The sequence below is a fragment of the Mycobacterium kansasii ATCC 12478 genome, from assembly GCF_000157895.3.
Classification (GTDB): Bacteria; Actinomycetota; Actinomycetes; order Mycobacteriales; family Mycobacteriaceae; genus Mycobacterium; species Mycobacterium kansasii.
Window position 1 is genome coordinate 5,976,359 of sequence record NC_022663.1, and the last position, 11,824, is coordinate 5,988,182.

Sequence of the window (11,824 nt, forward strand, 5' to 3'; positions counted from 1 at the left end):
CCTGGCGTTAACCCGATTTGAGCATGTTGCGCAGCACGAACTGCAGGATGCCGCCGTTACGGTAGTAGTCGGCCTCGCCGGGTGTGTCGATGCGTACCACGGCGTCGAACTCAACCGCGGCGTCACCGCCGGCGTTCTTGCTGGCCTTGACATGCACCGTTTTCGGTGTCTTGCCGTCGTTGAGTGCCGCGATCCCGGTGATGTCGAAGACCTCGGTGCCGTCCAGTCCCAGCGACGAAGCCGACTCACCCTCGGGGAATTGCAGCGGGATCACGCCCATGCCGATCAGGTTGGAGCGGTGAATGCGCTCGAACGACTCGGCGATCACCGCCCGCACGCCCAGCAACAGTGTGCCCTTGGCCGCCCAGTCGCGTGAGGAGCCGGAACCGTACTCTTTACCGCCCAGCACCACCAGCGGAATGTTTTGTGCCGCATAGTTTTGCGCCGCGTCGTAGATGAACGCCTGCGGTCCGCCCTCCTGGGTGAAGTCGCGGGTGTAACCGCCGGAAACGTCCTCGAGCAGTTGGTTGCGAAGCCGGATGTTGGCGAACGTGCCGCGAATCATCACCTCGTGGTTGCCGCGCCGCGAGCCAAAGGAATTGTAGTCCTTGCGCTCCACGCCGTGCTCGTCGAGGTATTGCGCGGCGGGGGTGCCCGGTTTGATGCTGCCGGCGGGGGAGATGTGGTCGGTGGTCACCGAGTCACCGAGCAGCGCAAGCACCCGTGCGCCGGTGATGTTGCGCACCGGCTCCGGTTCGGCCGACATTCCCTCGAAATACGGCGGCTTGCGGACGTACGTCGAATCCTGATCCCACTCGAAGGTATTGCCGCCCGGGGTCGGCAGGTTACGCCAGCGCTCGTCACCCTTGAACACGTCGGCGTAGTTCTTGGTGAACATCTCCTGGTTGATCGCCGACGCGATGGTGTCGGAGACGTCTTTCTGCGACGGCCAGATGTCTTTCAAGTAGACGTCGTTGCCGTCTTTATCGGTGCCCAACTTCTGTGACTCGAAGTCGAAGTCCATGGTCCCGGCCAACGCGTAGGCAACCACCAACGGTGGTGAGGCCAGGTAGTTCATCTTGACGTCGGGATTGATACGGCCTTCGAAGTTGCGGTTGCCCGACAGCACGGCCGCCACCGAAAGGTCGTTGTCGTTGATCGCCTTCGAGATTTCCTCGGGCAGTGGGCCCGAATTGCCGATACACGTGGTGCACCCGTAGCCGACCAGATAGAAGCCGAGTTTCTCCAGATACGGCCATAGGCCGGCCTTGTCGTAGTAGTCGCTGACCACTTGGGAGCCCGGGGCCATGGTGGTCTTCACCCACGGCTTGGCGGCCAGCCCCTTTTCGACGGCGTTTTTCGCCAGCAGCGCCGCGCCCAGCATCACCTCCGGGTTGGAGGTGTTGGTGCACGAGGTGACGGCGGCGATCACCACCGCGCCGTGGTCGAGCACGAATTCGCCGAGTTCGTCGGACTTCACCGTCACCGGGTTGCTCACCCTGCCCTTGGCGTGTTTGGCGGCCGACTCCACCGGAGCGTGGTCGTCGGCGTGGCCGTTGCTCAGTGCCCCCGGGTCGCTGGCCGGGAACGTCTCGTCGACCATCTCGTCCAGCTTCGAGTAGTCCTTCTTGTCTGGGTCGTCGCCGACATAGTTCGGAATCTGCTCGCGGAACGTGGATTTGGCGTCCGACAACGCGATGCGGTCCTGTGGTCGCTTGGGTCCGGCGATCGACGGCACCACGTCGGACAGGTCAAGTTCGATGTATTCCGAGTACGCGGGCTCGTGTTTCGGGTCGTGCCACATGCCCTGTTCTTTGGCGTAGGCCTCCACCAGCGCCAGCTGCTCCGGGTCGCGGCCGGTGAACCGCAGATAGCTGATGGTCTCCTCGTCGATCGGGAAAATGGCTGCCGTAGAACCGAATTCGGGGCTCATGTTGCCCAGGGTGGCGCGGTTGGCCAACGGCACCTCGGCCACCCCCGCGCCGTAGAACTCGACGAATTTGCCCACCACGCCGTGCTTGCGCAGCATCTCGGTCACGGTCAGCACGACATCGGTGGCCGTGACGCCGGGCTGGATCTCGCCGGTCAGCTTGAAGCCGACCACCCGCGGGATCAGCATTGACACGGGCTGGCCCAGCATGGCCGCCTCGGCCTCGATGCCGCCCACGCCCCAGCCCAGTACGCCCAGGCCGTTGACCATGGTGGTGTGCGAGTCGGTGCCCACGACCGTGTCGGGGTAGGCCACCCCATCGCGGTCCATGACGACGCTCGCCAGGTATTCGATATTGACCTGGTGCACAATGCCGGTGCCCGGCGGCACCACCTTGAAGTCGCGGAAAGCGCCCTGGCCCCACCGCAAGAACTGATAGCGCTCGCCGTTGCGCTGGTACTCGATCTCGACGTTGCGCTCGAACGCGTCGGCCCGCCCGAACAGGTCGGCGATCACCGAGTGGTCGATCACCAGGTCCGCGGGCGCCAGCGGGTTGACCTTGTCGGGCTTGCCGCCCAGGTCGGCGATGGCCTCCCGCATGGTGGCCAAGTCGACGATGCAGGGCACGCCGGTGAAGTCCTGCATGACGACCCGGGCGGGCGTGTACTGGATTTCGACGCTGGGCTCGGCTTCGGGGTCCCAGTTCGCGATCGCCTCGATGTGATCCTTGGTGATGTTGCTGCCGTCTTCGTTACGCAGCAGGTTCTCCGCGAGGACCTTGAGGCTGTAGGGGAGTCTCTTAGTGTTGGGGACGGCGTCGAGGCGATAGATCTGGTAACTCCGGTCGCCGACCTTGAGTGTGTTGCGGGCTCCGAACGAGTTCACAGACTCTTTGCTGGTCACATCAACTCCCGAGGATTCAGTTCTGCCGCCGACGGGCCGTGTCGACGGTGCTTCACATGCTCAGCCACTTTAACAGTACGTTTGTCCTGCATTTCGGTTGGTACCCGTACCCTTCAGTCTTGTCGTGCCGGGCGCGAGTTGAAAAGCCCCTCGCCGATTGGACTGGCGGGATACCGACAACGCGGCGAAATTGCCGTCCCTACCGCACGGCTGAACGCCGCCGACGCATCCTCAACGCGTACGGTGCCTGTAGCGCCACGGGAGGTGCGAGAGGAGCGAGACCATGACCGGGCACGACACCGCAGGCCAGCTGCCGTTACCCCAGACGATCCCGTTCCTGCCGGCCTATATTCCACAGGACGTCGACATGACGGCGGTCAAGGCACAAGTCGCCGCGGTCGGCGTCAGCGCGCCACCGCCCGCCGTGCCAGGATTGCTCGAGGTGGTCAACCACGCGCACGACGAGGGCATCAACCTCAAGATCGTCCTGCTGGACCACAACCCGCCCAATGACACTCCGTTGCGGGATATCGCGACCGTGGTGGGAGCCGACTACAAGGACGCGACGGTGTTGGTGCTCAGTCCCAGCTACGTCGGCAGCTACAGCACGCAATACCCGCGGGTCACCCTGGAGGCGGGGGAGGACCATTCCAAGACGGGCAACCCGGTGCAGTCCGCACAGAATTTCTTGCACGAGCTGGACACACCGGAGTTTCCCTGGGCCGGATTGACCATTTTTTTGCTGATTGCGGTGCTTGCCGCAGCCGTCGGCACCCGGTTCATGCAGCTGCGCGCCCGGCGGTCAGCAACCTCGGGTGACAGTGCCGACACGATTTCGGATCAAGCCGGCCAGGGCATCTAGCCAGCATGTGAGCCTCGGCCCAGGGTAGTTCGCCGGCCACGTGGTTCGGCGGCGGCAAACGCTTCACATCACCATTCGGTCACATTAATTGCACGTCCAGGGTGCACTTTGTGACATACGTTTCTTTAGCGTCAGGTGTGACGTACGGTGCGAATGATGATTGTGATGCCATTAACGCTTTCGGCGCTGAATGCCGTCCGTCCGGTTTGAGCCATAGGAGACCAGAGTCGATGAGACGGACCCGAGGTGGCTCTGCTTCACGATCGGCAGCACGGTTGGTGCGACCGGCCATTCCGTCGGTAGTGAGCGTGCTCTTGCTGGTATCGACTCCCGGACTGGCACCCGCCAGTCCCGGCACTGATCCCATCGCCGCGCTGATCGCGGAGGTCGCCAAGGCCAATCAGCGGCTGGAGGACCTCAGCGCCGCCGTGGAGATGGAGCAGGAGAGCGTCAACAAAGCGATGGTCGCCGTGGAGACCGCTCGTGACGAGGCCACCGCTGCCGAACATGAACTCGAGATCAGTCAACAGGCCGTCAAGGACGCCAACGCGGCGATCTCTGCAGCCCAACACCGATTCGACAGCTTCGCGGCGGCCACCTATATGAATGGCCCGTCCGACGGCTACCTGACCGCCAAGAGCCCCGACGACATCATCGCCGCCGCAACCGCGACGAGGGCGATGACCGCCAGCACCCAGACGGTGATGGCCAACCTGCAGCGGGCCCGAACCGAACAAGTGAACAAGGAATCGGCGGCCCGGCTGGCCAAGCAGAAGGCCGACAAGGCCGCTGCCGAGGCGAAAGCAAGCCAGGACGCGGCGGTGGCCGCCCTCACCGACACCCAGCGCAAGTTCGACGAACAGCGCGAGGAGGTCAATCGCCTGGCCGCAGAGCGTGACGAGGCGCAGGCCAGGCTGCAGGCGGCCAGGCTGGTCGCCTGGTCCTCGGCCGGCGGGCAGGGCACGCCCGCTGAGATGTGGGACCCGGGCGCAGGACCCGGCGGCGGCCGCCGCTGGGACGGGTGGGACCCGTCGTTGCCGCAGATTCCCAGCGCTAACATCCCCGGCGACCCGATCGCCGTGGTCAACCAGGTGTTGGGCTACTCGGCGACCTCGGCGCAGGTCACCGCCCAGATGGGACGAAACTTCCTGCAGCAGCTGGGCATCCTCAAACCCACCGACACCGGCATCACCAACGCCCCGGCGGGTTCGACGCATGCCGGCCGGATTCCGCGGGTCTACGGACGTCAGGCCAGCGAGTACGTGATCCGTCGGGGCATGTCACAGATCGGGGTTCCGTATTCCTGGGGTGGCGGCAATGCCGCGGGCCCCAGCAAGGGCATCGACTCCGGGGCCGGCATTACCGGCTTCGACTGTTCCGGACTGGTCTTGTATTCGTTTGCCGGGGTCGGCATCAAGCTGCCGCACTACTCGGGTTCGCAATACAACCTGGGCCGCAAGATCCCGACTTCCCAGATGCGTCGCGGCGACGTCATCTTCTACGGCCCCGGCGGCAGCCAGCACGTGACGATCTACCTGGGCGACGGTCAGATGCTCGAGGCGCCCGACATCGGCCTGAAGGTCCGCGTTGCGCCGGTGCGCACCAGCGGCATGACGCCCTTCGTGGTGCGCTACATCGAGTGGTGAACGAGGACTTATGCGGCACAAGCGATTTCGCCTGATCAACCTGGCCTGGATCACCGCGATGGTGACCGGGCTCTTGGTTGCTGTAGCGGCGCCGGCCGACGCCGATCCCGGTCCGTGGGATCCGACTTTGCCGGCAACCGCCAGCGCGGGCGCACCCGGAGATGCGCTCGCCGTCGCCAACGCGTCGCTTCAGGCCACCGCCCAGGCAACCCAGACCACCCTCGACTTGGGTCGACAGTTTCTGGGCGGGCTGGGCATCAACCTCGGCGGCGGTCCTGCCGCCGGTGCCGCCAACACCAGCCCCAGCCGGATTCCGCGTGCCAACGGCCGGCAGGCCATCGAGTACGTGATCCGCCGGGCCGGATCACAGATGGGAGTCCCCTATTCCTGGGGCGGCGGCACTTTGGAGGGTCCGAGTAAGGGCGTGGACTCCGGCGCCGGGACCGTCGGCTTCGACTGCTCGGGGTTGATGCGCTACGCCTTCGCGGGCGTGGGCGTGCTGATCCCGCGATTTTCCGGTGACCAGTACAACGCGGGCCGCCACATCCCGCCCAACGAGGCCAGACGCGGTGACCTGATCTTCTACGGCCCGGGCGGTAGCCAGCACGTCACCATGTACCTGGGCAACGGTCAGATGCTGGAAGCGTCCAGCCTTGCCGGCAAAGTCACCGTGAGCCCGGTGCGCAAGGCCGGCATGACACCGTTCGTGACCAGGATCATCGAGTACTGAGCCGGTGCGGCTCCGGCGACTGTCCGGGGTGCCTCGTCCGGCTTCCCCCGGACGGTTGTGTCCCGCCCGGAGGGTCTAGGGTGGCCGGGCAGGAACCGCGGCGTCGACGGAATCCACGGCGCCTGGAATAGTTGAACGCGGGCACGTCGCTGCCCCGCGACGTTGGTCGTGTCAGCAGTCGTGTCTGATCGAGCGGTGGAGGGTTGTCGATGACAGCAGCAGGTGGCGGTTACCCGGGTCCGGGCGGGCAATCCGGCCCGCCGGCCCATGAGGCATCCGCGGGTGCTCCTGGTGGTTCTGACGGGCTGGCCGCCGAGGTACACACGCTCGAGCGGGCCATCTTCGAGGTCAAGCGGATCATCGTGGGCCAGGACCAGCTGGTGGAGCGGATGCTGGTCGGCCTCCTGTCCAAGGGCCACGTATTGCTCGAAGGGGTGCCCGGGGTCGCCAAGACGCTGGCGGTGGAAACGTTCGCCCGGGTGGTAGGCGGCACGTTCGCGCGTATCCAGTTCACCCCCGACCTGGTGCCCACCGACATCATCGGAACCCGCATCTACCGGCAGGGCAAGGAGGAATTCGACACCGAGCTCGGTCCGGTGGTGGTCAATTTCCTGCTTGCTGACGAGATCAACCGTGCCCCGGCCAAGGTGCAATCGGCGTTGCTGGAGGTGATGCAGGAACGTTCCGTCTCGATCGGGGGCAAGACCTTCCCGCTGCCCAACCCGTTCCTGGTGATGGCGACGCAGAACCCGATCGAGCATGAGGGCGTCTACCCGCTGCCCGAAGCGCAACGCGACCGCTTCCTGTTCAAGATCAACGTCGGCTACCCCTCGGCCGAGGAAGAGCGCGAGATCATCTACCGGATGGGCGTCACCCCGCCGCAACCCAAGCAGATCCTGAACACCGGCGACCTGGTGCGGCTCCAGGGCATCGCGGCCAACAACTTCGTCCACCACGCGCTGGTCGACTACGTGGTCCGCGTCGTGTTCGCCACGCGCGCGCCCGAGCAGCTCGGGATGAACGACGTCAAGAGCTGGATCGCGTTCGGCGCGTCTCCGCGAGCTTCGCTGGGCATCATCGCCGCGGCCCGCTCGCTGGCGCTGGTGCGCGGACGCGACTACGTGATCCCGCAGGATGTCATCGAAGTCATCCCCGACGTGCTGCGCCACCGGCTGGTGCTCACCTACGACGCGTTGGCCGACGAGATCACCCCGGAGATCATCATCAACCGGGTGTTGCAGACCGTCGCCCTGCCGCAAGTGAACGCCGTTCCGCAACAAGGCCATTCGGTACCGCCGGTAATGCAGGCGGCGGCTGCGGCTAGCGGCCGGTGACCGAAAGCAAGGCGCCGGCGGTCGTCCATCCGCCATCGTTGCTGCGTGGCGACATCGACGACCCGAAGCTGTCGGCGGCGCTGCGCACCCTGGAGCTGACCGTCAAGCACAAGCTCGACGGTGTCTTGCACGGCGATCACCTCGGCTTGATCCCCGGGCCGGGCACGGAGCCGGGCGAGTCGCGTCTCTACCAGCCCGGCGACGACGTGCGCCGGATGGACTGGGCGGTCACCGCCCGGACCACGCACCCCCACGTGCGGCAGATGATCGCCGACCGGGAACTGGAAACCTGGCTCGTGGTGGACATGTCGGCCAGCCTGGACTTCGGTACCGCGGTCTGCGAGAAACGTGACCTCGCCGTGGCGGCCGCCGCCGCCATCACCTTCCTCAATAGCGGTGGCGGCAACCGGATCGGCGCCCTGATCGCCAACGGCGCCACGATGACTCGGGTGCCGGCCCGTACCGGCCGCCAGCATCAGCACACCATGTTGCGCACCATCGCCACCATGCCCAAGGCTCCGGCCGGGGTACGCGGCGACCTGGCGGTGGCCATCGACGCGCTGCGTAGACCGGAACGCCGTCGGGGGATGGCGGTGGTCATCAGCGACTTCCTGGGTCCGATCAACTGGATGCGGCCGCTGCGGGCGATCGCGGCCCGCCACGAGGTGCTGGCCATCGAAGTGCTGGATCCGCGCGACGTCGAACTGCCCGATATCGGCGACGTGATCCTGCAGGACGCCGAAAGCGGCGTCACCCGCGAATTCACCATCGACACACAGCTGCAGAACGATTTTGCCAGGGCCGCAGCGGCGCATCGTGCGGACGTGGCCCGGACCCTTCGCGGTTGTGGCGCACCGGTGCTGACGCTTCGCACCGACCGCGACTGGCTGGCCGACATCGTCCGCTTCGTCGCCTCCCGGCGACGTGGTGCCATGGCGGGGGTTCAGTGACACACCTGCTCGCATCTTTTATGACGGGTCTGATATGACACTGCCGTTGCTCGGGCCGATGACGCTGTCCGGCTTCGAACACTCGTGGTTCTTCCTCTTCCTCTTTGTCATCGTCGGGCTGGTGGCGCTGTACATCGTGCTGCAGCTGGCGCGCCAGAAGCGGATGCTGCGATTCGCCAACATGGAGTTGCTGGAGAGTGTGGCGCCCAAGCGGCCCTCGCGCTGGCGGCATGTTCCGGCGATCCTGCTGGCGTTGTCGCTGGTGCTGTTGACCACCGCGATGGCCGGACCGACGCATGACGTCCGGATTCCGCGCAACCGGGCGGTCGTGATGCTGGTGATCGACGTGTCGCAATCGATGCGCGCGACCGACGTCGAACCCAACCGCATGGTCGCCGCGCAGGAGGCCGCCAAGCAGTTCGCCGACGAGCTCACCCCCGGCATTAATCTCGGACTGATCGCGTACGCCGGTACGGCGACGGTGCTGGTGTCGCCGACGACCAACCGTGACGCGACCAAGAACGCGCTGGACAAGCTGCAATTCGCCGATCGCACGGCCACCGGGGAGGCGATCTTCACCGCCTTGCAGGCCATCGCCACCGTCGGCGCGGTGATCGGTGGAGGCGACACACCGCCGCCGGCGCGCATCGTGTTGTTCTCCGACGGCAAGGAGACGATGCCGACCAATCCGGACAATCCCAAGGGCGCCTTTACCGCGGCTCGCACCGCCAAGGACCAGGGCGTGCCGATCTCGACCATCTCGTTCGGCACGCCGTATGGCTTCGTGGAGATCAACGGCCAGCGTCAGCCGGTGCCGGTCGATGACGAGACACTGAAGAAGGTGGCCCAACTTTCCGGCGGAAACGCCTACAACGCCGCGACGTTGGCCGAATTGAAGTCGGTGTACGCCTCGCTGCAACAGCAGATCGGCTACGAGACCATCAAAGGTGACGCCAGCGCGGGCTGGCTGCGGCTGGGTGCGCTGGTGCTCGCGCTGGCCGGCTTGGCCGCGTTGCTGATCAACCGCCGGCTGCCGACCTGACGTCTCGCCGAACGTAACGCCACGGTGAAAAACGCGGCGGATTTCGCCGCGGCGTTACAGTCGGCGCGCTCGAGCTTCGCGCACCCGATGGACGACATCCTCGGGGTGGTCTTCGGCTACCACCCGGATCACTATCCACCCGTAGCGCTGCTCCAGCATGGCGAGGCGCCGGATGTCCTTCACATATTGACGGCGGTTGGAGCGATGTTGGTCGCCGTCATACTCGACGGCGACCTTGATGTCCTCCCAGCCCATATCCACATAGGCTTCGCCCAACCCCATTCCTTGCGTACGGCGATTTGCGTCTGCGGGCGCGGGAAGCCGGCGGTAACCAGCACCAGCGCACCCAGCCGCAGCCAGGTTTCCTTGGGCGATTGCGCCCCGGCATCCACCAAATCCAAGGCTGCTCGGGCCGCCCTGATGCCATGGCGGCCCCGATAGCCATCGAGCAGTAGCTCGACATCGGCGAGCTTCAACTCCGCCGCCTGCGCGAGGGCATCGATGGCAGCGACCGCAACGCCCACCGGGTAGCGGCGTGCCAGGTCCAAAGCGGTGCGCGGCGGCGTCGTGACCCGCATGCCGTCGACAACGCCGATTTCATCGTCACCGATGAGCCCTTCCCAGACCTGCGCGCCCTTGGCGGGGCGGCGGTTGGTGTCGATGATCGCGGCCGGTCGGCCACGGCGAAAGTGTGCTCGACCACACCGACACCGGCCAGCCAGCGTAACGCCACGGCGAGATCTGGCTCGATTTCTCGCCCTGGCGTTACGTCCGCGACATGCGACGAGCCGATTTCGGTGTTGCCTCGACAAGGCGCTAGGTTGACGGGGTGACTGACACAGCCACCGACACCACAAGCGAGGCCACCACCGACGGCGGCAAACCCCCCTTCGTATCCCGTTCAGTTCTGGTCACCGGTGGAAACCGGGGAATCGGGCTGGCGATCGCGCAGCGGCTGGCCGCCGACGGCCACAAGGTGGCGGTCACGCACCGTGGATCCGGCGCGCCCGAGGGGCTGTTCGCCGTCGAGTGCGACGTCACCGACAGCGACGCCGTCGATCGCGCCTTCAAAGAGGTCGAGGAGCACCAGGGGCCCGTTGAGGTGCTGGTGTCCAACGCCGGCGTCTCTGCGGACGCGTTCCTGATTCGAATGACCGAAGAGCGGTTCGAGAAGGTCATCGACGCCAACCTCACCGGAGCGTTCCGGGTGACGCAGCGGGCAGCGCGCAGCATGCAGCGAAAGAAGTTCGGCCGGCTGATCTATATCGGATCGGTGTCCGGCAGTTGGGGCATCGGCAACCAGGCCAACTACGCAGCCTCCAAGGCCGGTGTCATCGGGATGGCCCGCTCGATCGCCCGAGAGCTGTCCAAGGTCAACGTGACGGCGAACGTGGTCGCCCCCGGGTACATCGACACCGATATGACCCGAGCCCTGGACGAGCGGATCCAGGAGGGGGCACTGCAATTCATCCCGGCGAAGCGGGTCGGCACCGCTGCCGAGGTCGCCGGGGTGGTCAGTTTTCTAGCGTCGGAGGACGCGAGTTACATCTCCGGTGCGGTCATCCCGGTTGACGGCGGCATGGGCATGGGCCACTAAGAGCAAGAGGGGACGAAACAATGGCAGGACTGCTGGAGGGTAAACGGATCCTGGTGTCCGGGATCATCACCGACTCCTCGATCGCGTTTCATATCGCCCGGGTGGCCCAGGAGCAGGGCGCACAGCTGGTGCTGACCGGTTTCGACCGGTTGCGGCTGATCCAGCGGATCACCGACCGGTTACCGGAGAAGGCGCCGCTGCTGGAGCTCGACGTGCAAAACGACGAGCACCTGGCCACCCTCGCAGACCGGGTCGTCGAGGTGATCGGCGAAGGCAACAAACTCGACGGGCTGGTCCACTCGATCGGCTTCATGCCGCAAAGCGGGATGGGGATCAACCCGTTCTTCGACGCGCCCTACGAGGACGTGTCCAAGGGCATTCACATCTCCGCCTACTCCTACGCATCCATGGCAAAGGCGTTGCTGCCCATCATGAATCGTGGTGGCTCCATCGTCGGCATGGACTTCGACCCGAGCCGGGCGATGCCGGCCTATAACTGGATGACGGTCGCCAAGAGCGCGCTGGAGTCGGTCAACCGGTTCGTGGCCCGCGAGGCCGGCAAGTACGGTGTGCGCTCGAACCTCGTTGCCGCCGGGCCGATCCGGACGCTGGCGATGGCGGCAATCGTCGGCGGTGCGCTGGGCGAGGAGGCCGGCGCCCAGATCCAGCTACTCGAAGAGGGCTGGGACCAGCGCGCGCCCATTGGCTGGAACATGAAGGACCCGACGCCCGTCGCCAAGACCGTCTGCGCACTGCTGTCGGAGTGGCTGCCGGCCACCACGGGGGACATCATCTTCGCCGACGGCGGCGCCCACACTCAGTTGCTCTAG

9 protein-coding genes and 1 pseudogene are annotated in these 11,824 nt (G+C 65.8%); 8 read left to right on the forward strand and 2 right to left on the reverse strand.

Translation table 11 applies throughout. The annotated features are described in order from the left end of the window. Positions 1-7 precede the first annotated feature (7 nt). Positions 8-2,833 carry an aconitate hydratase gene (locus tag MKAN_RS25955; protein WP_133163572.1) on the reverse strand — a complete coding sequence of 942 codons (2,826 nt, stop codon included), beginning with the start codon at positions 2,831-2,833 and terminating at the stop codon, positions 8-10. Between the two features lie 283 nt (positions 2,834-3,116). On the opposite strand from MKAN_RS25955, the gene MKAN_RS25960 reads away from it, so the two are divergent. The 6 genes from MKAN_RS25960 (at position 3,117) to MKAN_RS25985 (ending at position 9,397) form a co-directional block, all read left to right on the forward strand. Then, entirely contained in the window at positions 3,117-3,695 is a 579-nt protein-coding gene (locus MKAN_RS25960) for an Rv1476 family membrane protein (RefSeq protein WP_023373353.1), read from the forward strand. Positions 3,696-3,925: 230 nt separating this feature from the next. Further along, positions 3,926-5,341 (forward strand): NlpC/P60 family peptidoglycan endopeptidase RipA, encoded by a 1,416-nt coding sequence (ripA, locus tag MKAN_RS25965; RefSeq protein WP_023373355.1) that lies wholly within the window; start codon positions 3,926-3,928, stop codon positions 5,339-5,341. Between the two features lie 10 nt (positions 5,342-5,351). Next, positions 5,352-6,071, forward strand: a complete 720-nt coding sequence (gene ripB, locus MKAN_RS25970; protein ID WP_023373357.1) for an NlpC/P60 family peptidoglycan endopeptidase RipB — start codon at positions 5,352-5,354, stop codon at positions 6,069-6,071. 209 nt (positions 6,072-6,280) lie between these two features. Next, positions 6,281-7,405 carry a chaperone MoxR1 gene (moxR1, locus tag MKAN_RS25975; RefSeq protein WP_023373359.1) on the forward strand — a complete coding sequence of 375 codons (1,125 nt, stop codon included), beginning with the start codon at positions 6,281-6,283 and terminating at the stop codon, positions 7,403-7,405. Next, positions 7,402-8,355 (forward strand): DUF58 domain-containing protein, encoded by a 954-nt coding sequence (locus MKAN_RS25980; RefSeq protein WP_023373361.1) that lies wholly within the window; start codon positions 7,402-7,404, stop codon positions 8,353-8,355. The genes moxR1 and MKAN_RS25980 overlap by 4 nt, the downstream gene beginning before the upstream one ends. A gap of 34 nt (positions 8,356-8,389) precedes the next feature. Continuing rightward, positions 8,390-9,397 (forward strand): VWA domain-containing protein, encoded by a 1,008-nt coding sequence (locus MKAN_RS25985; protein ID WP_023373363.1) that lies wholly within the window; start codon positions 8,390-8,392, stop codon positions 9,395-9,397. A 54-nt stretch (positions 9,398-9,451) separates the two neighbouring features. On the opposite strand, the pseudogene MKAN_RS25990 reads toward MKAN_RS25985, so the two are convergent. Next, a pseudogene (locus tag MKAN_RS25990) lies at positions 9,452-10,254 on the reverse strand (DUF559 domain-containing protein). On the opposite strand from MKAN_RS25990, the gene fabG1 reads away from it, so the two are divergent. Together fabG1 and inhA are read left to right on the forward strand one after the other, a co-directional pair. Continuing rightward, entirely contained in the window at positions 10,227-10,994 is a 768-nt protein-coding gene (fabG1, locus tag MKAN_RS25995; RefSeq protein WP_023373369.1) for a 3-oxoacyl-ACP reductase FabG1, read from the forward strand. The pseudogene MKAN_RS25990 and the gene fabG1 sit on opposite strands and share 28 nt — an antisense overlap. Before the next feature lie 20 nt (positions 10,995-11,014). Further along, on the forward strand, positions 11,015-11,824 hold the full coding sequence (gene inhA, locus MKAN_RS26000; protein WP_023373371.1) for an NADH-dependent enoyl-ACP reductase InhA: 810 nt from the start codon (positions 11,015-11,017) through the stop codon (positions 11,822-11,824).

Coding starts and splice junctions, on each gene's coding strand:
- MKAN_RS25960 (WP_023373353.1), top strand. CDS start 3,117: ATGACCGGGCACGACACCGCAGGCCAGCTGCCGTTACCCCAGACGATC.
- ripA (WP_023373355.1), top strand. CDS start 3,926: ATGAGACGGACCCGAGGTGGCTCTGCTTCACGATCGGCAGCACGGTTG.
- ripB (WP_023373357.1), top strand. CDS start 5,352: ATGCGGCACAAGCGATTTCGCCTGATCAACCTGGCCTGGATCACCGCG.
- moxR1 (WP_023373359.1), top strand. CDS start 6,281: ATGACAGCAGCAGGTGGCGGTTACCCGGGTCCGGGCGGGCAATCCGGC.
- MKAN_RS25985 (WP_023373363.1), top strand. CDS start 8,390: ATGACACTGCCGTTGCTCGGGCCGATGACGCTGTCCGGCTTCGAACAC.
- inhA (WP_023373371.1), top strand. CDS start 11,015: ATGGCAGGACTGCTGGAGGGTAAACGGATCCTGGTGTCCGGGATCATC.